At 69.1% G+C, this 24,455-nt stretch carries 17 protein-coding genes; 16 read left to right on the top strand and 1 reads right to left on the bottom strand.

Translation table 11 applies throughout. The annotated features are described in order from the left end of the window. Positions 1-29 precede the first annotated feature (29 nt). Together ACFHWS_RS22995 and ACFHWS_RS22990 are read left to right on the top strand one after the other, a co-directional pair. Positions 30-551, top strand: a complete 522-nt coding sequence (locus ACFHWS_RS22995) for a MarR family winged helix-turn-helix transcriptional regulator (RefSeq protein WP_416556473.1) — start codon at positions 30-32, stop codon at positions 549-551. Next, on the top strand, positions 548-2,131 hold the full coding sequence (locus ACFHWS_RS22990) for an MDR family MFS transporter (protein ID WP_416556474.1): 1,584 nt from the start codon (positions 548-550) through the stop codon (positions 2,129-2,131). Before ACFHWS_RS22995 ends, ACFHWS_RS22990 begins: the two co-directional genes overlap by 4 nt. Positions 2,132-2,148: 17 nt before the next feature. Here the strand turns inward: ACFHWS_RS22990 and ACFHWS_RS22985 are convergent, their stop codons facing one another. Next, on the bottom strand, positions 2,149-2,643 hold the full coding sequence (locus tag ACFHWS_RS22985; RefSeq protein WP_282233348.1) for an NUDIX domain-containing protein: 495 nt from the start codon (positions 2,641-2,643) through the stop codon (positions 2,149-2,151). 135 nt (positions 2,644-2,778) lie between these two features. Between ACFHWS_RS22985 and ACFHWS_RS22980 the strand changes: the two genes are divergently transcribed. From ACFHWS_RS22980 to ACFHWS_RS22915, 14 genes are all read left to right on the top strand, one after another. After that, entirely contained in the window at positions 2,779-3,132 is a 354-nt protein-coding gene (locus tag ACFHWS_RS22980) for an ArsR/SmtB family transcription factor (RefSeq protein ID WP_281552041.1), read from the top strand. Then, positions 3,132-3,419 (top strand): hypothetical protein, encoded by a 288-nt coding sequence (locus ACFHWS_RS22975; protein ID WP_416569020.1) that lies wholly within the window; start codon positions 3,132-3,134, stop codon positions 3,417-3,419. Before ACFHWS_RS22980 ends, ACFHWS_RS22975 begins: the two co-directional genes overlap by 1 nt. Positions 3,420-3,451: 32 nt before the next feature. After that, positions 3,452-4,435 (top strand): NAD(P)-dependent alcohol dehydrogenase, encoded by a 984-nt coding sequence (locus ACFHWS_RS22970; RefSeq protein ID WP_416569036.1) that lies wholly within the window; start codon positions 3,452-3,454, stop codon positions 4,433-4,435. A 147-nt stretch (positions 4,436-4,582) separates the two neighbouring features. Then, a complete protein-coding gene (locus tag ACFHWS_RS22965; RefSeq protein WP_416556476.1) occupies positions 4,583-5,419 on the top strand; it encodes a glutaminyl-peptide cyclotransferase in 837 nt (278 codons plus the stop codon). 80 nt (positions 5,420-5,499) lie between these two features. Then, positions 5,500-6,510: an ABC transporter substrate-binding protein gene (locus ACFHWS_RS22960; RefSeq protein ID WP_416569019.1), complete on the top strand. Its 1,011-nt coding sequence runs from the start codon at positions 5,500-5,502 to the stop codon at positions 6,508-6,510. Continuing rightward, positions 6,507-7,316 (top strand): class I SAM-dependent methyltransferase, encoded by an 810-nt coding sequence (locus ACFHWS_RS22955; RefSeq protein WP_416569018.1) that lies wholly within the window; start codon positions 6,507-6,509, stop codon positions 7,314-7,316. The genes ACFHWS_RS22960 and ACFHWS_RS22955 overlap by 4 nt, the downstream gene beginning before the upstream one ends. Then, on the top strand, positions 7,313-8,350 hold the full coding sequence (locus tag ACFHWS_RS22950; RefSeq protein WP_416556479.1) for a FecCD family ABC transporter permease: 1,038 nt from the start codon (positions 7,313-7,315) through the stop codon (positions 8,348-8,350). The genes ACFHWS_RS22955 and ACFHWS_RS22950 overlap by 4 nt, the downstream gene beginning before the upstream one ends. Then, positions 8,347-9,117 (top strand): ABC transporter ATP-binding protein, encoded by a 771-nt coding sequence (locus tag ACFHWS_RS22945; protein ID WP_416556480.1) that lies wholly within the window; start codon positions 8,347-8,349, stop codon positions 9,115-9,117. Before ACFHWS_RS22950 ends, ACFHWS_RS22945 begins: the two co-directional genes overlap by 4 nt. A gap of 66 nt (positions 9,118-9,183) precedes the next feature. Beyond that, complete coding sequence (locus tag ACFHWS_RS22940; protein ID WP_416556481.1) at positions 9,184-9,678, top strand: DUF6924 domain-containing protein; 495 nt, start codon at positions 9,184-9,186, stop codon at positions 9,676-9,678. Positions 9,679-9,791: 113 nt separating this feature from the next. Further along, positions 9,792-12,977: a hypothetical protein gene (locus tag ACFHWS_RS22935; RefSeq protein ID WP_416569017.1), complete on the top strand. Its 3,186-nt coding sequence runs from the start codon at positions 9,792-9,794 to the stop codon at positions 12,975-12,977. A 23-nt stretch (positions 12,978-13,000) separates the two neighbouring features. Beyond that, positions 13,001-16,657, top strand: coding sequence for a LamG-like jellyroll fold domain-containing protein (locus ACFHWS_RS22930; RefSeq protein ID WP_416569016.1), 3,657 nt, complete (start codon positions 13,001-13,003; stop codon positions 16,655-16,657). Positions 16,658-16,705: 48 nt separating this feature from the next. Beyond that, on the top strand, positions 16,706-23,527 hold the full coding sequence (locus ACFHWS_RS22925; protein ID WP_416569015.1) for a polymorphic toxin-type HINT domain-containing protein: 6,822 nt from the start codon (positions 16,706-16,708) through the stop codon (positions 23,525-23,527). Next, on the top strand, positions 23,515-24,147 hold the full coding sequence (locus ACFHWS_RS22920; protein ID WP_416556485.1) for a hypothetical protein: 633 nt from the start codon (positions 23,515-23,517) through the stop codon (positions 24,145-24,147). The genes ACFHWS_RS22925 and ACFHWS_RS22920 overlap by 13 nt, the downstream gene beginning before the upstream one ends. Positions 24,148-24,240: 93 nt before the next feature. Beyond that, positions 24,241-24,455 (top strand): helix-turn-helix domain-containing protein (locus tag ACFHWS_RS22915; RefSeq protein ID WP_416569014.1); only part of this gene is annotated, 215 nt, incomplete at its 3' end.

The following is a 24,455-nucleotide window of genomic DNA, read 5'->3' as shown; positions in this document are numbered from 1 at the left end:
ATGCTTGTAGCAAGCAACTATCGGATGGGGTGAGATCGGCGGTGCACACCGACCCGCCGACCGGTCCCGACGCGGAGCTCATCGCCCTCGGCAAGCAGTTCGGCGTCTTCCACCGGTCCGTGCACATGTTCTACCAACGGCTGCGGTTCGACCCGCCGCTGGAGCGGGCGGCGTACACCCTGCTGGTGCGGATCGCCGGCGACCGGCCGGCCCGGCTCAGCGTGCTCGCCGACGGACTCGGCCTGGACCTGTCCACGGTGAGCCGCCAGGTCGCCGCACTGGAGGCGGCCGGGCTGGCCACCCGGACGCCGGATCCCACCGACCGGCGGGCCAGCGTGATCGCGGCGACCGAGCTCGGCGTGCAGATCTACACCCGCAATCGGGCCGTCTGGGTGGGCGCGATGCGGGACCTGCTGGCCGACTGGACACCGGCCGAGATAAGCGAGTTCGGGCGACTGCTGACCCGGCTCAACGAGACGATCACCACCCGCTACGGGGGCACCGATCCGGCGGATCGCTGTCCGCGGGGGGAAGGGGAAACACCGCAATGACGACCACCGAGGAGCGGGTCGCGCCGGCACTCAGCCGCCGGCAGATCCTGCTGCTGATGGCCAGCCTGATGACCGGCATGCTGCTGGCCGCACTCGACCAGACCATCGTCGGGGTGGCGCTGCCCACCATCGTCGGTGAACTGGGCGGAATCAACCACTACTCGTGGGTGGTCACCGCGTACCTGCTGGCGTCCACCGCGTCGACGCCGCTGTACGGCAAGACCGCCGACCTGATCGGCCGCCGACCGGTGTTCCTGTTCGCGATCGGCATGTTCCTGCTGGGCTCGCTGCTGGCCGGCATGTCGCAGAACATGCCCCAGCTGATCGTCACCCGGGGCCTGCAGGGGCTCGGTGCCGGCGGCCTGATGACCCTGGCGTTCACCATCATCTCGGACGTGGTGTCGCCCCGCGACCGCGGGCGCTACCAGGGCCTGTTCGGTGCGGTCTTCGGCCTGTCGTCGGTGGCCGGGCCGCTGGCCGGTGGCTACTTCGCGGAGACGAACTGGCGCTGGATCTTTTACATCAACGTGCCGCTGGCCATCATCGCGATGGTCATCTGCTGGTACGTGATGCGGCTGATCCCGTTCCGGCGCCGGGACCACGCGATCGACTGGGTCGGCGCGACCCTGCTGGTGGCCGGGGTCAGCGCGATCCTGCTGGCGCTGAGCTGGGGCGGCGGCGAGTACGCCTGGGGCTCTCCGGTGATCATCGGCCTGTTCGCCGTCGGCGTGGTTCTCGCTGCGCTCTTCCTCGTCCAGGAGTCCCGGGTCGCCGAGCCGATCCTGCCGCTGAGGCTGTTCCGGGAACCGACCTTCGCGCTGGCCAACGCCGCCGGCTTCGTGCTCGGTCTGGCCATGTTCGGCTCGATCATCTTCATCCCGCTCTACCTGCAGATCGTCAAGGGCGCCTCACCGACGGCCAGTGGTTTGCTGATGCTGCCGATGATGGCCGGCATCATCGTCACCTCGGTGGCCGCCGGACGGGCGATGACCCGGTACGGCCGGTACAAGTGGTTCCCGGTGGCCGGCTCGGGGGCGCTGGTCGCCGGTGGTCTGCTCTTCACTCAGCTGGAGGTGACCAGCCCGCTCTGGCAGGCGTTCCTGGTGATGGTGGCGGTCGGCGTCGGGCTCGGGCTGTCCATGCAGTCGCTGGTGCTCGCCGTGCAGAACGCGATCCCGCTGCGCGACCTGGGTGCCGGCACCTCCACGGTGACCTTCTTCCGGACGCTCGGTGGCTCGTTCGGGGTCGCGATCCTCGGCGCGGTGCTCAACGCCCGGCTGACCGGTGAGCTGGCCGACCGGATGCCGGCCGCGATCGCCCAGCTGCCGCCGGAGCAGGCCGCCGACATCGCCGCCGCCGGCGGCGCGGAGATCTCGATCGACCAGCCGGCGGTGATTTTGGCGCTGCCCGACCCGGTCCGGGACGCCATCCAGTACGCCTTCGTGGAGTCGCTGCACACGGTGTTCCTGGTGACCGGCCTGGTCGCGGTTGTCGCCGTGCTGATCACGCTGGTGCTGCCGGACCGGGAGCTGCGCGGCGAGGTCGAGTCGCAGACCACCTCCGCCGACCTCGCCGGATAGCCCGCAGGCGTCCGGGTCTACTTCAACACCAGCTGGCCGGAGTGCTCGAAGGCGGCCAGATCGGTGAGGGTCTCGCCGACGGTGCCGGCCAACGGGGCCGGCATCTCGGCGTGTGCGAAGAACCCGGCGTCGGTGGTCTCGTCGGTGACGGTCAGCAGCTCGCCGGCGAAGCCGTCGACCCGGAAGCAGACCACGAAGAGCTGGTACGTGTCGTCGAACATGTTGGTGAAGGTGTAGTCGGCCCCGGTGTGCATGGCGAACGGGGTGACCCCGGCGGCCCGCAGCCCGGTCTCCTCGTAGACCTCCCGGGCGGCGCAGCCGGCGATCGACTCGCCGAGCTCCATCGCGCCGGCCGGTAGCGCCCACAGCCCGTTGTCCGACCGCCGGATCAGCAGGACCCGGTCGTCGGGGTCGCGGACCACACAGCGGGCACCGACGAACATCAGGGTACGGTCGCCGGCCAGCGCCCGTAGCTGCCCGAGGTACGAATCCGCCCAGGAGATGCTGGCCATGGGTCGACCTTAGGCCAGCCGGGCACCGACGTTCGCGTGGCCGGACGACTGCGACTGCTCAGCGTCCGTTGGCGGGGTGGTCCCGACCTGTTACGCTTTCACCTGTCAGATAAACATGACACATGAAGGAGAGCGATGACATCGGCCACGCCCTCCGGTGACGATCTGGTCGAGAAGCTGGCGGCGCTGGCCAACCCGCTGCGGCTGCGGATCCTCGGCCGGCTCGCCGCCGGTCGGGACTACGTCAGTCACCTCTCCCGCGAGATCGGCATCAGTCGTCCGCTGCTGCACATGCACCTGCAGCGGCTGGAAGCCGCCGGCCTGATCGTCGGGAGTCTCGAGCTGTCCGAGGACGGAAAAGCCATGAAGTACTACGAGGTTGCCGATTTCACCCTGCACCTGACCCCGTCGACGCTCGCCGCGGCGGCGACCACCCTCACCGGACCGGACCCGTCGGCAGCGGGCCCCGCGCGTAAGGAGAAGTCCTGATGTACGTCTTCGCCGCCGAGGGCGGCAACACCTGGCCAGATGTCGTGTTCATCCTCGGCGTACTGACCCTCGGCGTGTTCCTGATCGTGGTGGTCGTCGCCTCTCTGCACGAGTTCCGCAAGACGAAGCTGCTCGCCAGCCAGGAGGAGGCGATGCGTCAGGTTGTCCGCCGCTACGAGCAACTCGCTGAGAACTCGGTCGACACGCAGCAGCGGGTCGCGGCCGACCTGGCCGAGCTGCGGACCCGGACCAGCGCCATCGAGCAGATTCTGCGGACCGTCGAATGAGCGCCGGTCGGACCACCCCGGTCACCGACACCATGCGGGCGATCGTCCAGGACCGCTACGGGTCCGCCGAGGTGCTGACCGTGCGGCAGCTGCCGTGTCCGTCCATCACGGACAAGGAGCTGTTGGTACGGGTACAGGCCGCCTCGATCAACTATGCCGACCTGGTGTTCGTCGCCGGTGAGCCGTACCTCGCCCGGTTGGCCTTCGGCCTGTCCGCCCCGCGGGCGAAGGTGCGCGGGCGCGACGTCGCCGGCGAGGTCGTCGCGGTCGGCGCGGCGGTCTCCGACTTCCGCCCCGGCGACCGGGTGTACGCCGAGATCGACAGCGGCAGCTTCGCCGAGTACGCCGCCGTCCCCGCCGACCGGGCCTGGCGTACCCCGGCCAACGTCACCCCGGTGCAGGCGGCGACGGTGCCGCTCGCCGGGGTCACCGCCTGGCAGGGGTTGCGGGACCACGGCCGGCTCCAGCCCGGTCAACGGGTGCTGGTCAACGGGGCCTCCGGCGGGGTCGGCACCTTCGCGGTGCAGCTCGCCAAGGCGCTCGGTGCCGAGGTCACCGGGGTCTGCCGGGACCGCAACGTCGACCTGGTGCGCTCGCTCGGCGCGGACGACGTGATCGACTACACCCGGGAGGACTTCACCAGGTCGGGCCGGCAGTGGGATCTGATCTTCGACGTGGCAGGTCGGCACCGGCTGACCGACTGCCGGCGGGCGTTGACCCCGCGCGGGACGTTGGTCCTGTGTGGCGGTACGGGTAGCCGCTGGTTCGGCCCGGTGGGTCGGCTGCTGCGGTCGAAGGTCTGGGCGCCGTTCGTCAGCCAACGGGTGACCGGGTTCCTGGCCAGGCCGGGGCGGCAGCCGCTGGGGGAGCTGACCGAGCTGATCGAGGCCGGCCGGATGGTCCTCCCGGTGGAGCGGACGTTTCCGCTGGACCGCGCGGCCGAGGCGGTGCGGTACTTCGTCGAGGAGCATCCCCGGTCAAAGATCGTGGTCGAGGTGACCCCGGCCGGCTCATGATCGACACGCGCTGGCCGGCTCGGGCGTCCCGGCCCGTCCGCCGGGTGCGGACACCCGGCCGCCGGTGCGCGACACTTGTCGACGACCCGACGGCGGACCGGAGCCGTACGCGGGGGTGCAGCCGTGCGCAGAGCGGAGGTGGGTGGCATGCTGGGTCGGCGACGGGGCGTGGTGGTGCTGGCCGCCGTCGCAGTGGCCGCCGCCGCGGCATATGCCGGGTCGCGGTCCGCCGGGCCGGCGACGGTGCCGCTCGTCGATGGTCGTTCTGCGGCGGTCGTGCCCGTCGAACAGTTGCGGGTGGAGGTGCTGGCCCGCTACCCGCACGACACGGTGGCGTTCACCCAGGGGCTGGAGCTGGTCGGTTCGGACCTGTATGAGGGCACCGGCCAGTACGGCGAGTCCGAGTTGCGGGTCGTCGACCCGGCCAGCGGCACGGTACGACGCCGGGTGAGTCTGCCGGAGACCGTCTTCGGCGAGGGCATCACCGTGCTCGAGTCGCGCATCTGGCAGATCACCTGGCGGGAGGGCGTCGCGTACGAGCGCGACCGGGAGACCCTCGACGTGCTGCGCGAGGTGACCTACGACGGCGAGGGCTGGGGCATCTGCCACGACGACGCGGCGGACCGGCTGGTGATGAGCGACGGCACCGACCGGCTCACCTATCGCGATCCGGCCACCTTCGACCAGATCGGGTCGGTCACGGTGACCCGCGCCGGTACGGCGCTGCGTGACATCAACGAGCTGGAATGCGTCGACGGCCAGGTCTGGGCGAACGTCTGGCGGACCGACGAGATTGTCCGGATCGACCCGGCGACCGGGCAGGTCGTCGCCGAGGTCGACGCCGGTGGGCTGCTGGCCGGTGCGGAGCGGGCCGGGGTGGACGTGCTCAACGGCATCGCGGCGGTGCCCGGCACCGACGAGTTCCTGATCACCGGCAAGTACTGGCCGGCGTTGTTCCGGGTCCGGTTCGTCCCAGGTTCCTGACTCACAACTCAGCGCCGGCGGTGCGTTCGGAGCCCGTACCCCCTGGTTGACCTGCGGCGGAGCCGTGCTAGCTTGCCGACATGAAAACCGTTACCGTTTTCGCTGGGCTAGCAGTGGTGCTGACGGTCGGCTTGTCCGGCTGCGCCACCGCCAGCCCCGATGTCGATGCCGAGGCCGCTGCGTCCCCGGAAACCGGTGCCGTCGAGATCACCAACTGCGGCACCACGCTGACCGTGACCGAACCGCCGCGCCGCGCCCTCACCATGGAACAGAACGCCACCGAGATCATGCTCAGCCTCGGGCTGGCCGACCACATGATCGGCACCAGCTACCAGACCGACCCGGTGCTGCCCGAACTGGCCGCCGACTACGCTGCCGTGCCGGTACTCGCCGACCTCTACCCCAACCGCGAAGCCGTCCTCGACGCCGCACCCGACTTCGTCTACTCCACCTTCACCTCCGCGTACGGCCCGGACGCCGCCGGCCCGCGCGCGGACCTCGCGGCCCTGGACGTCCCCGCCTACCTGTCCCGGTTCGCCTGCGAGGACCCGGCTACCGGCGAGACCGAATTCCACTTCGACGGCATCTTCGCCGAGATCACCGAGATCGCCACCATCTTCGGCGTCGCCGAGCGGGGCGAGCAGGTCGTCGTCGACCAGCGTGACCGGCTGGCCGCCGCGACCGCCGCGACCGCCGACGCCCCGGCCGACACCGACCTGCTCTGGTACTACTCCGGCACCGCCACCCCGTACGTCGCCGGAGCCGGCGGGGTGCCCGCCGCCATCAGCGCCGAACTTGGGGTGACCAACGCCTACGGCGACGCCGAGCAGACCTGGCCGGCCGGCAACTGGGAGGAGATCGCCGCCCGCAACCCCGACGTGATCGTCCTCGCCGACCTGACCCGCGGCGGCGACGGCGACAGCGCCCAGGCGAAGATCGACTACCTGCGGAGCAACCCGACCACCGCCGCACTCGACGCCGTCAAGGCCGGCCGGTTCATCACCGTCCCCGGCTCGTCGATGGACCCGTCCGTACGCAGCGTCACCGCCGTCGAAGCGGTCGCCGCCGGCCTCAAGGAGCTGAACCAGTGACCGACCTGACCACCGAACCCGCACCCGACCCGACCACCGCGCCGCCGCTCGACCCCGCCGAGGCGCGGCGGCTGCTCGACCTGTGGGACACCCAGCAGTCCGCGTACGTCGCCTACCGGGAAAACCGCTTCCAGGTGCTGCTCGACCTGCTCAGCCTGCACCTCGGTGACCGGCCGATCACCGTGCTCGACCTGGCCTGCGGGCCCGGAGCGATCTCCGCCCGGGTGCTCGCCGCGCTGCCCCGGGCCCGGTGCGTCGCCGTCGACTACGACCCGGTTCTGCTGCGCATCGCCGCCGGGGCACTCGCCGGTCACGGCGACCGGATCGACGTACGCGACGTCGACCTGGTCGCCGACGACTGGGCCGACCGGCTCGGCGTCGACCAGGTCGACGCGGTGCTCAGCTCCACCGCCCTGCACTGGCTCACCCCGACACAACTGCTCGCCGTCTACACCACCGCCGCCGGGCTGCTGCGTCCCGGCGGCATCCTGCTCAACGCCGACCACCTGCACTTCGGGCCGGAGCATCCGACGCTGGCGGCGGTCGCACAGCGGCACGACGAACGCACCCAGCAGGCCGGCTTCGCCGCCGGGGCGCTGCGCTACCAGGACTGGCACACCGAAGCGGCCCGGGTACCGGCCCTCGCCGCGCTGGTCGCCGAACGGCAACGGCGGTTCGCCGACCGCCCGAAGCCGCCCGACGCGCCACTGGAGTTTCACCTCGCCGCGCTGCGTACCGCCGGGTTCACCGAGGTCGGCACGGTCTGGCAGTACCTCGACGACCACGTGGTGTTCGCCCGACGATGACCCGCACCCCCTGGCGGACACCGCCGACCACCTGGACACCGGTGTTCGTCCTCGCCCTCGCGGTGCTGGCACTCAGCGTCGCCGGGGCGACCACCATCGGCACCGCCGACCTGACCGTCACCGACGTGTTCCGCACCCACGGCGTACACCTCGGGCTGCCACTGGAACCGCTACCCGCACTGGCCGACAGCATCGTGTGGAACCTGCGGACGCCCCGGGTGCTGCTCGCCGGGCTGGTCGGCGGCGGGCTGGCGGTCTGCGGCGCGGTGCTGCAGGCGTTGACCCGCAACCCGCTCGCCGACCCGTACCTGCTGGGCATCTCCGCCGGTGCCTCGACCGGCGCGGTGTCGGTGCTGGTCCTCGGGCTCGGCGTCGGCGCCGGTGCGCTCACCGGCGGCGCGTTCGCCGGTGCGGTCGCCGCGTTCCTCGCCACCCTGGCCCTGGCCGGTCGACGGTGGACCGAACCGTCCCGGATCCTGCTCGCCGGGGTCGCCGTCGGCCAACTGTTCGCCGCCGTCACCAGCCTGATCGTGGTCTCCGCCGCGTCACCGCAGCAGACCCGGGGGGTCACCTTCTGGCTGCTCGGTTCGCTGACCATGGCCGGCTGGTCGACGGTGGCGCTGGCCGCAGCCGTGGCCGCCGGGGCGCTGCTGATCTGCTGGGCGGCCACCCCGGCGCTGGACGCGTTCGCGTTCGGCACCGACGTCGCCCAGTCGCTGGGATTCTCCCCGGTCATCGTGCGGGCGCTGCTGTTCGGCACCACCGCGTTACTGGCCGCGGTGCTGGTCGCGGCCAGCGGCGCGATCGGCTTCGTCGGGCTGACCGTGCCACACGCCGCCCGTTACCTGGTCGGTTCCCGGCACCGGATCCTGCTGCCCACCTGCGCCGTCATCGGTGCCACCTTCCTGATCTGGGCGGACACCGCCGCCCGAACGGTGTTCGCGCCGCAGGAGGTGCCGGTCGGGGTGGTCACCGCGCTGCTCGGGGTGCCGGCGTTCGCGCTGCTCATCCGCCGCCGGCAGGCGCCGACATGAGAATCCGCGCCGAGAAGATCACCTGGGCGGTACGCGGAAAGCCGCTGCTCGCCGACGTCACCCTCGACGCGCCCGACGGCACCCTGATCGGGCTGCTCGGCCCGAACGGCTCCGGCAAGTCCAGCCTGCTGCGGGTGCTCGCCGGCCTGCAGCGACCCGACGCCGGGCGGGTGCTGCTCGACGGGGTCGACACCCGGTCCATGCCGCGCCGGGTGCTGGCCCGGCGGCTCGCCGTGGTCACCCAGCATCACGCCTCCGACGCGGACATGTCGGTGCTGGACGTGCTGCTGCTGGCCCGGATCCCGCACCGGCCGCTGTTGGCGGCCGGCTCGGCCGGGGACGTCGCCGCCGCCGAGCAGGCACTGGTCGACGCCGGGTTGGCCGGCTTCGCCGACCGGCGCTGGTCGACGCTGTCCGGCGGGGAGCGGCAGCGGGTCGACATCGCCCGTGCCCTGCTGCAGCAACCGCAGGTGCTGCTGCTCGACGAGCCGACCAACCACCTGGACGTCCGCTACCAGCTGGACTTGCTGGAACGGCTGGCGGCCGGCCCGCCGACGGTGATAGCAGCCCTGCACGACATCAACCTGGCGGCGCGGTTCTGCGATCGGATCGTGCTGCTGAACGGCGGCAGGGTGGTGGCCGCCGGCTCACCGGCACAGGTGCTCACACCGGCCCGGATCGCCGAGGTCTACGAGGTCCACGCACAGGTCGACGACGACCCGGACGGCCGTCCGTACGTCCACTTGCGAAGCGTGGTGTGGGGGTGAAGCGCACGCCCGACCGATCGGACCGATTCCGCTACCATGCCGCCGATCCGAGGGAGCCAAACCGAGATGCCTACCCGTCCGCTGATCGTCCGGACCGATGACCTCGAGTTCGAGCCGTGCGTGGTGCGGACTGACTTCTCCGATGAGGCGGCCTGGCAGCAAATTCTGCGTCGGCTGAACAACGACCCGGTACGTTCTACGGACCTCCCTGCGGCGACGGTCGTCGACGACCCGGCCTTCGACGGCGCCACTGTCGAGGAGGTCCTGGCGGCGATCGCGGCGGACGACAGCCCGGCGGTGTTCTTCGTCGCCGATGCTGTGACCATGCGCGGCGAGCAGCCGCTGCTCGCCGTCAAGGTCCCGGACGACGAGGACGACGCTCCGGACGAGGGCGACGAGGACGACGACGGGTTCGTGGAGCCGACCCGCGACCAGCCGTTTCGGCTGCTCCCTGAGACGGTGCTGAGCGTGCACGGCAACCTGACACTGGCCAACATGGACTTCGAGGACTACGGTCCAAGCGACGACGATCTGACTACATACGTCTATCGTGGACTATAGCTGCTGGTCGCTGTGTCGAGCTGCTGCCCCATCGACTTTCATTGACAGTCAGGAATTGACCCCGTAGCGTCACAGACCACTCAACTTGAGGGTCTCGCACGGGGGAGGGCCGCATGGCCGTGGGTCGATGGCGCGCGTCCAACGATGCGCCACGATGGACCGCAGCGCTGACCGCTGCAGCGGTACTGCTGGCTGTGGCGGCGACCGTCACCGCCGAGGATCCAGTGCGGTCAGATACCGTGCTCGCCGCACCCACCACGGCACAGGGGCAGGCACTGCAGGCCGCCCGGAACAGCGGTAAGCCGGTCCGCGTCGACGGGCAGACCTCGGAGACCACCGAGGTGTGGGCCCGTCCGGAGGGCCACCTCGAGGCACGGATCGCCGCCGACGTCGTCCGGGTTCGCCGCGACGGTGCCTGGCTGCCGGTCGACCTGCGGCTGAGCCGGGCCGCCGACGGCAGCATCGCGCCCGCCGCACACCCGAACGACCTGCGGATCTCCGGTGCCCGCCCAGCCGGCACCCACGAGCTGGCAGCCGTCGGCCACGACGACGCCCGAATCGCGATGAGCTGGACCGGCGCACTGCCGGAGCCGCGGCTCGACGGGCCCGTCGCCACCTACCCCGACGTACTGCCCGATGTGGACCTTGTGGTGCGGGCCACCCGGACCGGGTTCGAGCAACTACTCACTGTGCGCCACCGCGACGCGGCTGACTGGGTCCGCGAGATCCCCCTCACGCTGACCGGACCGGGCATCGCCGGGCACCGCCACGACGAACTCGGTGGCATCACCCTGACCGGTGCCGACGGTGACCCCATCGCCACCGTCCCGGCACCCGCTATGTGGGACGCGCAGACCACCCCGGCCGGCACACCAGCTCGCACGGCACCGATCGACACCACGGTCACCGCCCGCGCCGACGGCGTCGACCTGGTGCTGCGCCCCGCCACCGATTGGCTGGACTCGCCCGACACCGTCTACCCGGTCACCCTCGACCCGACGGTCGACCCACTGTCCACCACCTTCGACGCGTACGTCCGGGAAAGCGTCACCACGAACCAGAGCGGCACCGACGACCTGCAGATCGGGCTGCTTGCCACCAGTCCACCGACGATCACCCGGTCGTTCGTCACCTGGGATGCGGCGGTGCTCGCCGGCAAGCAGATCAACTCGGCGACCGTCCACTTCTGGAACTGGTGGTCGCACACCTGCACCCCGAAGGCATGGGAGATCTGGTCCACCGGCGCGGCCAGCACCGCCACCCGGTGGACCAACCAGCCGCAGTGGCTGCACCACGAAGCCAGCTCCACCATGACCAAGGGCTACGACTCCAGCTGCGACGACGGCTGGTCGACGATCAGCGGCACCGGGTTCTTCCAGCGGGCCGCGACCGCCGGGGCGAGCCAGGCCCACATGGGCATCCGGGCCACCGACGAAACCGACACCGCCACCTTCAAGCAGTTCCGCTCCCGGGACACCTCCGCTTCCTCACAGGTGCCGTACGCCGTCGTTACGTACAACTCGTGGCCGACGGTGACCGCCCGGTCGACGGTGCCGGCCACCGCCTGCGCCACCGGCACCAACCGGCCACTGGTCAACACCTTGACCCCGCAGCTCCAGGCCAGCGTCGCCGACGACGACGGCACCGCGATGTCGGTCGAGTTTGAATGGTGGGCGGTCGGTGCCTCGGCGCCGCTCGGCGGCCAGACAGTCGGCACCGTCCCCTCCGGTGCCACCGCGAGCGTCACCGTGCCGGCCGGCGCGTTCCTCGACGGCGGCCGCTACCAGTGGCGGGTGCGGGCCGACGACGGCGTCACCGGCAGCGCCGTATGGTCCGACTTCTGCGAGATGACCGTCTACGTGACCGTGCCACCAGCGGAAGGCTGCGTCGGCGGAGTCGCCAACGATTACGACGGCGACGGAGTGGCCGACGTGGCGATCGCCGACCCGGAAGCCACCGTCGCCGGGCAGGCCGAGGCCGGCCAGGTGCACGTGCGCTACGGCGGCAGCGGCGCCGTCGACACCCTGCACGAGAACAACATCCAGGGATCCGGGGCCGCCGGGGCCGGCGACCAGTTCGGCGCGGCGTTGGCCAGTTACGACGTGAACAACGACGGCTGCACCGACCTGGCCGTCGGGGTGCCGTACGACGATCTCGGCGGCCAGGCCGACGGCGGCCTGGTGTACCTGCTGCTCGGCTCCACGGACGGGCTCGCCGGTGGCCCGTCGTCGATCATGCTGCACCAGAGTCAGTCGGAGTTCCCGGAGACAACCGAGGCCGGCGACTGGTTCGGGTTCTCCCTCGCCGCCGGGCACACCGTGGTCGGTGAGCCGTTTCTGCTGATCGGCGCGCCCGGTGAGGACGTCGGCACCGCAGTCGACACCGGCGTGGTGCACTATCTGCGGGGCACCGCGAACATTCTGCTCAGCCAGGGCGGCAACGGTGTGGTCGGCGCGCTGGAGAACGACGACAGAACCGGCTATGCGCTGGCCGCGTCAAGCCACCACTTCGCCATCGGCTCGCCGGGCGAGGCGATCGGCGCCGAGGTCTTCGCCGGCGCGGTCAACGTCTTCCGCCACCAGTACACCTCCGGCCGCCCCACCCTGGTCGGCGCGATCGACCAGGACCGAGCCGGCGTGTGGGGCACCTCGACCGCGAACGACACGTTCGGCAAGTCGCTGTCCATGGTCGACTACCGGGCGGCCGGTGCGCCCGCCGGCGGGACCGACTCGTTCCTTGCCGTCGGCGCTCCCGGTAAGGAGTACGGTGCCGCCGACATCGCCGACACCGGCGTCGTACAGCGGTTCCACGTCACCGACAGCGGATTCACCGAACTGCCGGTCCTCGCCCAGCACATCGTCGGCGTACCCAGCGGCGACGAGGAGGGCGACTACTTCGGTGAGCGGGTCCACCTCGTCAACCTGGCACCCGGATCGGCCGCGACCGCGCAGAATCTGCTGCTGGCCGTCGGCGCCCCCGGTGAGGACACCGGGTCGGCCGCCGACGCCGGCGTGATCCGGGTGTTCGGTGCGGCCGCGGACCCGATCACCGGCTACGCGACCGTGGAACGGGTGTCCGGTGCCCTGCCCGGGGCGCCGGCCGCGCAGGAACTACTCGGCCTGGCGATCGCCGGCAACCAGACCCATCTGTACGTCGCCAGCCCGTACTCCGACCAGGCGGTCTACGCCATCCCCTGGTCGATGCTGGCCGCCGGGTCGGCGACGCCCGAGCACGTGTGGCGGGCCGGTGAAGACGGCTTCCCCGCCGGAGCGGTCGCCTTCGGGGCGGCGGTCGACTGATGGCCATCGACAGGTGGAACGGCGTGACGGGGGAGGACCGCGACATGATCGGTGGCAACACGAAGCTCAGTGGCCGACGCCGGCTCGGGCTGAGCCTCGGCCTGGCCGGGCTGCTGACCGCGTACGCGGTGGTGGCCAGCCCGGCGACGGCGGCCCCGGACCGGACGGAGCAGGCCGCCCCCGAACCGGCGGCGGAGTTGGACGAACCGGCACCGGCAACGGCTGTGGACGGCGCGGAGCCGGTCCGGCAGACCGAAGCCGAGGCGTTCGCCCACGCCGTCGACATCGGTGAGCGGGTCGAGATCGGCGCCCTGCAGGGTGAGAGCTCCCAGACGTTCGCCAACCCGGACGGCACGCTGACTTCGGTGCAGCACGCCCAGCCGTTCCGGGTGGTCCGCGACGGCCAATGGGTGCCGACCGACGCGACCCTGGTCACCGCCGCCGACGGCAGCATCGGCCCCCGGGCCGCCACCCTCGGGCTGCGGCTCTCCGGCGGCGGCGACACCCCGCTGGTACGGGTGGAGCGCGCCGGCCGCAGCATGACCCTCGACTGGCCCGGTGCCCTGCCGGAGCCGACGGTCGACGGTGACCAGGCCGTCTACGCCGAGGTGCTGCCCGACGTGGACCTGGTGGTCGATGTCGAGGTCACCGGCTTCTCACACGTACTCGTGGTCAAGACCCCGGAGGCGGCACAGCATCCAGAACTGGCCGAGCTGGAGTTCGGCCTGGCCACTGCCGGGCTGACCGTGCAGGACGGCCTCGAAGGTGGGCTGGCCGCCGTCGACACGGTGTCCGGCGCGCCGGTGCTGGAGGCCGCCGCACCGGCGATGTGGGACTCGGGTGACGACCCCGCCGGCACCGACGCCGCGACGCCGGGCCGGACCGCTCCCGACGCCGGAGACGCGACCGGTGTCGACGCCACCGAGTCCGCCCCGCCGGGTGCCAGCCAGGCACCGATCGGCTGGCGGATCGACGGCGACACCCTCACCCTGCTGCCCGACCAGGCGATGCTCACCGACCCCGACACCCGCTGGCCGGTCTACATCGACCCGGTCTGGCAGGACACCCGCAGGAGCGACTGGGCGATGGTTGCCAGCGGCTACCCGCACATGTCGTACCACAAGTTCTCCGGCACCGAAGGCGTCGGCAACTGCCCGGTCAACTCCGGGCAGTGCAACAACGTCGGGAAGAAGCGGATCTACTATGCGCTGCCCACGCCGTACGCGGGGCGGACCATCCTGAGCGCGGAGTTCCGGGTGACGATGACCCACACGTACAACTCGACCCCGAAGAACGTCTCGTTGTACCGGGCGTCGTCCGGTATCAGCTCCGGCACGAACTGGAACAACAAACCGGCGCTCGGCGTCCTGCTGCAGACGAAGGCACCGACCGCGAAGAAGAACTCCTGCACCTCGACGAACCAGAACGTCGGCTTCACCGCCACCGCGGCGGTGCGGGAAGCTGTGACCAAGGGCTGGTCGACGACCACGTTCGGGCTCGCCGCCACGGACGAGAACGACCAGACGGCGTTCAAGCGGTTCTGCGGAAACGCGCTCCTGGCTGTGCACTACAACCGGACACCGAGCCAACCGAAGCAGTCCGAGTTGACCATGTCACCCGGTGGCCAGTGCGTCACCGGCACCAACCGACCGTACGTGGACACCCCGCCGACGCTGTTCATGGTGCTACGCGACCCGGACCACAGCTCGTCGCACACCGAGGATGTCCGGGGCCAGATCCTCTACTACTGGTACGACTCGGCCGGCACCCGGGTCAACAACTACGTCACCACCGGGTGGAAGGCCAGCGGTTCCCGCTTCCAGCACACCCTGCCATCGAGTATCCCGCAGAACACGCCGATCACCTGGGAGGTCCGGGCCGGCGACTCGGAGGTCTGGGGGCCGTGGAGCTGGGAAGGCAGCACTCAGACCGCCTGCCAGTTCGTCTACGACTCCACCGCGCCGGCCGCGCCGGACATCGACTCTCCGGAGTATCTGCCACTCGACGCCGGAGAGCACACCAGCGCCTGCGTCGAGGACGACCAGCACCGGGGCGGGGTCGGCATCTACGGCACCTTCACCTTTGACTCGGTCTCCACCGACACCGTCCGCTACCTGTACGGATTCAACACCAACCCGTTGCCGGACAACGAACTGGTGCCGACCAGCCCTGGCGGCCCGGTGTCACTGCGCTGGATGCCAGGCGACGACGCCCCGAACATCGTCACGGTGCAGGCAGTCGACCAGTCCGGCCTGCGGTCGGCGATCGCCACCTGCGTGTTCTCCGTGCCGACCCGGCTGGCGGCAGGCGAATGGGGGCTCGGCGAGGCAGCCGGTGCCGCGTCGGCCGAGGACGCCCGGGGCAACCATCCGGCGGTCGCCGGAGCCGGGGTGACGTTCGGAGTGTCCGGGCCGGGCTGCGGTGACTCCGGCTCCGAGTGCCAGTTCGACCGGGCAATCCAGTTCACCGGCGACGCCGCCGACAGCTACCTGGCCACCACCAGCTCGGCGTTGATCGACACGTCGACCGGGTTCGGAGCCAGCGCCTGGGTGCGGCTCACCGACGACACCACCGACCGGGTCGCGGTCAGCCAGGACGGCAGCGGCGAGCCCGGCTTCACCCTCGGCTTCGACGCCGCCACCGGCAAGTGGGAGTTCGCGATCCCGTCGACGGACGTGCTGTCGCTGGGCGGCTGGTCGGTGACCAGCACCGCCCCGGCGATTCGCGACGAATGGACTCATCTGGCGGCCGCGTACGACCCCGAGCTCAAGACGATGACGCTGTACGTCAACGGAGACGTCCAGCCGACGGTGCAGCGTCGGTCGGCGTGGAAGTCCCGGGGCGCGGTGCAGATCGGTCGGGTGTACGCCCGCAGCGGCCACACCGCCGGCTGGGCCGGTGAGCTGGCCGACATCGCCGTCTACGACCGGGTGCTGGTGCACCGGGAGGTCAGCGAACTGTCCACACTGCGGCCGATCCGCCTCGGCTACTGGCCGCTGGACGACGTCTCCGGCGACCGCAGCCCCGCCTACGACGAAAACGGCCAGGAGCTGCTGTTGGAAGGCGGTGCCCACCTGTACGCACCGGACGTCGACGAGGATCCTTTCGTCGAGTTGCCGCTGGTCGGCGGCGGACATCTGGTGCTCGACGGGGTCGACGGCCGGGCCCGCACCGACGCGCCGGTGGCGGTGACCGACGGCAGCTTCACCGTCGCCGCCCGGGTCCGGTTGCCCAGCCCGACCTGTGGCGACCGGGACCAGGCGGTGCTCTCCCAGGCTGGCACTGCGGCGAGCGGATTCGTGATCCGCTGTGGCAGCGCCAACCGCTGGGAGTTGGTGCTACCGCACAGCGATACCAACGACCCGCAGGCCACGGTGGTCTTCGACGTCGATCTGCTGCCGAGCGCAGACCAGCACGGCCAGCACCTGGCGGTGGTCTACGACGCATTCCGCAACGAGGTGCGGCTCTACATCAACGGCGAGGTCGCTGTGACCGCCGCCGCCACCTACACCGCCGGCTGGCGGGCGGGCGGACCGCTGCAGGTGGGCCGGGCGCTGCACAACGGCGCCTTCGGCCAGTACCTCGGCGGTGTCGTCGACGAGGTACGCGCCTATACCGGGGTCGCTGACGACGGGTCGATTCAGCGGCTTGTCCTTCCTGAGCCGAATCCGTACCTGTGAATCGCCGATTTCCCGTCCGCTTCGCCTCCTTCCCCCCTTGGAGTGGTGATGAGTTCCCGGATTCTGGCTACGACCCCGGACCGCCGTCGACGGCTGACCGCCGCTGTCACCTGGGCGACGGCGGTCGTCGTCGCAGCCGGGCTGCTGCAGGGGGTGGAGAGCCCGGCCCGGGCCGAGCCGTCCTCCGCGGCACCCCCGGTCCAGCAACATGACGAACCGGCTCCGGACCGCCCGGCGGCTCCGGTGCCGCCCCGTGAGCCGAACCCGGTGGTGCAGGCGGCGCTGCGTACCGCACCGGAGGTTGCCTGGCCGGCGGCCGGGACGGTGGAGGTGCCGGCGACGCCGGTGGCCAGCCCGACCAGCGGGGCGGGCCGTGCGGCCGGCACCGCGCCGCCGAGCAGAGTGCGGGTGCAGACCCTCGACCGCGCGGTGTCGACGAAAGCGAAGGTCGACGGACCGGTCACCCGGATCGGGCGGGCTGCCGGCGAGACCGGTGCCGGCACCGTCCGGGTGGCGTTGAGCTACGCCGGGATCGCCGATGCGTACGGCGGCGATTTCGGTGCCCGACTGCGGCTGGTCCGGTTGCCCGACTGCGCGTTGACCACGCCGGACGCGTCGGCGTGTGCGCCGGAGCCGGTACCGGCGGTCAACAACGCGGGAACCGACACCCTTACCGCCACGATCGACGTCGGTGCCGGCTCGGCGCTGTTCGCAATGGTCGCTTCGGAGGCTTCGGCGCAGGGCAGCTTCGGCACGACCGAGTTCGCGCCGTCGTCGAAGTGGAACGTGTCACCGTCATCGGGTGCGTTCAACTGGTCGTACCCGATGCGGGTGCCGCCGGTGCCGGGCGGGCTGACCCCGTCGGTGGTGCTCGGCTACAACTCGCAGGCCACCGACGGGCGGACTGCGACCACCAACAACCAGGGCTCCTGGCTGGGCGAGGGCTTCAGCTACGACCCCGGGTACGTCGAACGCCGCTACAACACCTGCCTCGACGACGGCCGCGACGGCATGGGCGACCTGTGCTGGGCGCACGACAACGCCGTACTGATGCTCAACGGGCGGTCCAGCACGCTGGTGCGGACCGGCAGCACCTGGCGGTTCGCCAACGACGACGGGTCGAAGATCGAGCGGTACAGCGGGACGGTCGACGGCGCCGTCAATGGTGACAACGACCGCGAGTTCTGGAAGGTCACCACGATCGACGGCACCGAGCACTACTTCGGGCTGAACCGGCTGCCCGGATGGGCGTCCGGAAACGCCGAAACCAACTCGGTGTGGACGGTGCCGGTCTTCGGCGACGACAGCGGCGAACCCTGCTACAACTCGACACTGGCGAACGCCTGGTGCCACCAGGCCTGGCGGTGGAACCTCGACTACGTCAAGGACCGGCACGGCAACGTCACCTCGTACTTCTACGAGCGGGAGACGAACCACTACGCGCTGCGGGCGCAGACCACCGTCAACGGCACCGCATACCACCGGGGTGGTTGGCTCAAGCGGATCGACTACGGCCAGCGGCACAACGCGGTCTACTCCACCCCGGCACCGGCCCGGGTGGTGTTCACCGACGCCGAACGGTGCATCCCGAGCGGCAGTATCACCTGCGCGCCGGGTCAGTTGAACAACAGCACGGCCAACTCCTGGCCGGACGTGCCGTGGGACCGCAACTGCGCTGCCGGCACGCACTGCACAGCCGGCCAGTCGTCACCCAGCTTCTGGACCCGCAAGCGGGTCAGCCAGATCACCACCGAGATCCGCACCACCAGCGGATGGACGCCGGTCGACTCGTGGAACCTGACCCACCTGTTCACCAACAACGCCGACGGCAGCCGGTCGCTGTGGCTGCACAAGATCGACCACCAGGGCCGCTACGGTGGCGGCGACCCGCTGACCGTGCCCTCGGTCGAGTTGGGCCCGCTGCAGCTGCCCAACCGGATCGACATCCCTGGCGACAACGTCGCCCCACTGATCCGGCCTCGACTGACCACCGTCTACACCGACTCCGGCGGTCAGGTCGATGTCACCTACAAGTCGCCGGACTGCTCGGCCAACTCGCTGCCGACCCCCGGCAACAGCACCCGCCGCTGCTACCCCGTGAAGTGGTCGCCGAGCGGCGAGGTGAATCCGATCACCGACTGGTTCCACAAGTACGTCGTCGAGTCGGTCACCGAAACGGACCGCACGAACGTCGAGCCCGGCACCGCCCTGGCCCCGGACATGGTGACCAGCTACGAGTATCTGGGCGACGCGGCCTGGCGGCACGCCGACCCGGACGGCATCGGTGACACCGAGTTGCTGACCTGGAACCAGTGGCGCGGCTACGAGAAGGTGCGCGTCCGGCGCGGCGACGGCGAGACCTTCACCACCCGCACCGAGCACACCTATCTGCGCGGCATGCACGGCGACAAGAACCCGGCCGGCGGCACCCGCACGGTCGCCCGTACCGACTCGGTCGGCACTTCCCACACCGACTACGACGAACTCGCCGGCTTCGAGATCGAGACCGCCGTCTACAACGGCTCCCAGGTCAGCAGCAAATCGGTGACCAGCCCGTGGCGCTACGAGACCGCCAGCTACAGCCGGCCGTGGGGCACCGATCGGGCGTTCTTCGTCAAGCCGCGGGTCAGTCGGGGCTTCACCGCGCTGGCTGGCGGCGGCTGGCGGGAAACGAAGTCGATCACCACCTACGACCCGGCGACCAGCGGATACACCGACCCGGTCGGGCGGGTCACTCAGGTCGAAGATTTCGGCGACGTCAGCACCGCCGCCGACGACCAGTGCACCCGGACCACCTACGCCGACAACCACAGCCTGCGGCTACGGACCCTGGTCGCCCGGGAGGAGACCGTGTCGGTCGCCTGCTCGGTCACCAACCCCGACCTGGCCACCCAACTGCTGACCGACAACCGGACCTCGTACGACGGCCAGGCATACGGTGCGACGCCGACCAAGGGCAACGCCACCCGGATCGAGAAGCTCGCCAGCCACAGCGGTTCCGCCGCGAGCTATGTCACCGTCGGTGAAGGCACCTTCGACATGTACGGCCGGCCGCTGACGGCGCAGGACGGCTCCGGCGCGGTCACCAACATCGCCTACACCGAGACGAACGGTCTGACCACCCGCAAGATGGAGACCGGGCCGCAGATCCGGGTCGGCACCGCCGACACCCGGTTCATCGCGACCACCGACTACCACCCGGCATGGGGACAGCCGGTCACCCAGATCGACTGGAACGGCAAGCGCACCGACGTCGAGTACGACAAGCTGGGCCGCACCGTGCGGGTCTGGCTACCGGACAAGACCAAGGCGAGTAACCCCAACGAGCCGAGTGTCCGGTATACGTACCAGAACCAGGACAACGCGCCTGTATCAGTGAAGAAGGAGCAGATCGTCAACGGCGTATCGAACGCCGAATACACCATCTACGACGGCTTCCTCCGCCCCCGGCAGATTCAGGTGCCCGGACCGGATGGTGGACGGCTCGTCTCGGAAACCTTCTACACCGCCACCGGCAAGGTGGCGAAGTTCAACGACAAGTTCCACGCCTCCGGTGCCCCGTCAGGCACGCTGCTGAAGACGGTCAACGGCGACGTCGACCTGCAGACGGTGTATCAGTACGACGGCGTGGACCGGGTCACCGACACCATCACCCTGGTCGCCTTGGACGAGAAGTGGCGAACGGTCACCACCTACGGTGGCGACCGGGTACATGTCGACCCGCCGACGGGCGGCACCCCGACGACCACCATCACCGATGCCCGTGGTCAGGTCGTCGAGCTACGGCAGTACCACGGTGCCGGGCCGAGTGGCAGCTTCGACAGCACCACGTACACCTATACCCCTGCCGGTCAGCAGGCCAGCGTCACCGACCCGGCCGGCAACGTGTGGACCTACGAGTACGACCAACGGGGTCGCAAGATCGAAGCGGTCGACCCGGACAGCGGAACCAGCACCTTCACCTACAACGACTACGACCAGTTGACCTCCACCACGGACGGTCGGGGCGTCACTGTCAGCCACACCTACGACGTGCTCGGCCGAAAGACCGGCACCTACCAGGGCTCGGTCGAGACCGGTACGAAGCTTGCGGAGTGGGGATACGACACCGTCGCCAAGGGACAGCTTTACTTCGCCACCCGCATCGTAGACGGCGGCCACAAGTATCACACCGTCTACGTTGCTCGAGATGCCCACTATCGAGTGACCGAAGTGCGATACAGCATTCCCGCAGGCGACACGGATGCCGAGCTCGGCGGATTCTACAAATTCCTCACCGTTTACAACGACGACGGCACTGTTAAGGGTACGACATTCCCAGAGGGGGGCGGTCTGTCGGTCGAAGGTGTCAGTTACACCTACGACAGCCTACAGCGGGTCACAAGGATTACTGGTGACGAGTCATATCTCAGCGACGCTACCTACACGTCGACCGGTGAGCTTCAGAGGGCGCAGGTCAGCGCCGGTAGCCGTAAGGTCTTCGGCACCTACACCTACGAGGAGGGCACCAACCGGCTGATCCGATCGATGCTGCGCCGGCAGCCGATTGAGGGTGACAACCCGGCAATGCCGACCAGCGACATCGACCAGCACTACGAGTACGACGACGCCGGTAATGTGCTGTCGATCGCTGACCGGCCGGGCTCCGGAGTGCGGGACATCCAGTGTTTCCAGTACGACTATCTGCGGCGGATGACGCGGGCGTGGAGCACGGCGACCACGGCGAGTGACCCGTGTGCGGGTGGGCCGGGCACCAGCGGGGTGGGCGGGCCGGCGCCGTACCACCACTCCTACAGCTACGACCTGGCTGGTAACCGGCTGAGCGAGACGATCCACGCTGCGGGTGGGGCCGACGAGGTCGAGCGGACGTATTCGTACCCACCGCCGGGTCAGGCACAGCCGCACACGTTGTCGCAGGTGGTCGAGGAGACGTCGGCCGGTGACCGGTTGTACTCGTACGAGTACGACGCGGCGGGCAACACGACGAAGCGGGTCCGGGTCGGCGAGGAGCAGGACCTGGTCTGGAACGCCGAGGGTCGGCTGGAGTCGGTCACCGAGGACGGGAAGACCACCAGTTTCGTCTACGACGCCGATGGCGGTCGGTTGGTCCGGAAGGATCCGGATTCGATCACGGTGTATCTGCCGAACATGGAGTTGAAGCTGAACCGCTCCAACTCGGTGGTCGATGGGACGCGCTACTACCCGGTCGGCGGTCAGTTGACGGTGGTGCGAACGGTCGCGGGTGTGCAGGTGCAGGCTGCGGATCATCACGGTTCCGGGCAGGCCGCGGTGGACGGGGCGACGGGGCAGATCACGCATCGGCGGATGGCGCCGTTCGGCACTGCGCGTGGCACTCAGCCGGGGGTTGGTCAGTGGTTGGGTGAGAAGGGCTTCGTCGGTGGTACGCAGGATGTGTCGACGGGGTTGACGCATCTGGGTGCGCGGGAGTATGACCCGCAGACTGGTCGGTTCATCTCGGTGGATCCGATCATCGATGTGAGTGATCCGCAGCAGATGCACGGGTACGCGTATGCGAACAATTCGCCGGTGTCGTTTACGGATCCGGATGGGTTGCGCCCGTTGGCGACGGGTGGTGGTGCGGAGGAGGACGCGTACTGGAAGAAGCGCGGTGAGCAGTTGGTGTACTCGATGTCGTCGAACCGTTGGACGGTGGTGCCCCGGCCGCCGCCGGTGTCGACGGTGCCGCCGGAGGTGGCGCAGGCGCGTCGGGATGTGGAGGACGCGAAGCAGGTCGTGGTGGCGGTGGCGAAGGAGCTCGGCCAGATTTTGATGGACGAGTTGGGGATCACCGACGCGGTCGACTGTTTCATCAACGGCGACATGGGCGCTTGTGCGATGACGGCGTTGAACGTGGTGTTGACGGCGGTTGGTGGCGCCGCGGGGAAGTTGTTGGCCCGTTACGGGTTGAAGCCGATGAGGCTGAAGGCGCTCGGGGAGCGGTTGTGGAACCTGGGCGGCAAGTTGAAGGACGCAGTCGGTACGTGGATGCGGAGTCGTAAGACTCTGGACAAGGCTGAGGCGGCGGCGCCTGGTTGCAACAGTTTCGTACCGGGAACGTTGGTGCTGTTGGCGGATGGTTCGTCGAAGCCGATCGAGGATCTCGACGTGGGTGATCTGGTGGTGGCGTCTGATCCGGAGTCCGGTGAGACGGCTGTCAAGCCGGTGGTTGCCACGATCGTCGGGCACGGGGTCAAGGATCTGGTCGAGATCACGGTCGACACCGACGGTGGCCGGGGTGACGCCGAAGGTGTTGTGGTCGCGACCGAAGGTCACCCGTTCTGGGTGCCGGAGGTGGGTGAGTGGCTCGACGCTGCCGAGCTTGAGGCCGGGCAGTGGCTGCGAACCTCCGCTGGTACGTGGGTCCAGGTCACCGCCGTGCGTCAGTGGTCCGAGACCCGTACGGTCCACAACCTCACCATCGCCGACATCCACACGTACTATGTACTCGCTGGCAACACCCCAGTCCTCGCTCACAATACAAGTGTCGGGGCCTGCCCAGTAACTGGGCTGCCTCACGGTGCAATGGGTGAGGCCGCGAGTTACCGTAGGATGTTGGCAGATGGATTCACGAACATTGAGAGCCAAGTTCGGTTCTTGAATGGGAACGGCGATGTATTTATCGCCGACTTCGTTGGCAAAGACAAGAGTGGAGCATGGGTTGCCGTGGAGGCCAAGACGGGGCGAGGCGCTACAATTAGTCCGGCACAGCGGACCGGCTATCCAGAGCTGGAGTCGACTGGCGCGGTTGTAGATACAACTAAATTGTCGGCGCACGGCATACCCAAGGGAGCAAGGGTGACAATGGGTGTCCAGTTTGATGTTTGGAAGTGTCCTGCATGCGGATCCTAGCGGAAGAAGTTAAGCGTGGCGTCGGCCAAATGCTCGCTCAATCGGGCTGGGTCGAGTCATCTTCCGGCGACGAAGAGTATATTGTTTTTGAGAAGCGGAAGCGCGGTGGTCTGAGCTTCCTGGTAGGGTTCGATCTTTCAGTTAGAAAATATGGCCTTTCCTTAAATCCTTCTGTTGGAATCCGCCATGACCAAATCTCACACCTAGTCGGTGAACTCTATGGACTTTCTGACGGTGGTTGGCTCGTTGGCGCAACCCTGGCTGACCTATTCGATGCAGAAGGGCGCGAAGGAGGCCAGCTTCCGCGCTGGGTTGTTCTTCCCAGCGACAGAATCGACATGGTTGTCGACTTGGTCAAGGCGGACCTGGATGCGCATGCGGTTCCTTACATGGAGGCATACGAGGATATTCGCGATGTCGCTCGTGAAATTCGGACAAAGAAGACGAGCACACACTTTGACTTAGGTCGATTGGCTGTCATAGATGTCGAGTGTGGTGATCTGAGATCGGCATCGGAGTATATTCGAAAACTCGAAAGTCTTGCTCGCAAGGAGCCGCCTTTCGTTGTTGAGCAAATTGAAACCTTCATAAACAATTTTAGAACGCGGTATGGGTGCTAATTATTGTGCCTTCTGATGAGTAGATGGGCGGAGTCAAACGGTCATGGCGACACCCGGTAAAATGATCTTGGGTGTCGAGTGATTGGGTGGTAGATGAGCGGGTCTTCTCCGTTGACGGTTGAGGAGCGAGAAACGATCTCGCGGGAGTTGAGCCGGGGCGGTGATTCGGTGTCAGCTCGGACGATCGGAAGGTTGCTCGGGCGGCACCATTCGACGATCGCTCGGGAGATCGCGCGGAACGGTGGATCGTGGGATTACCGTGCGGTCGAGGCGCAGGCGCGTTGCGACGGGAATCGTCTGCGACCGAA

This window comes from Micromonospora sp. LOL_013 (genome assembly GCF_048060315.1).
Lineage (GTDB): Bacteria > Actinomycetota > Actinomycetes > Mycobacteriales > Micromonosporaceae > Micromonospora_E.
Note: the sequence above shows the minus strand (reverse complement) of the source record. Positions and strands in the feature narration are given on the sequence as shown.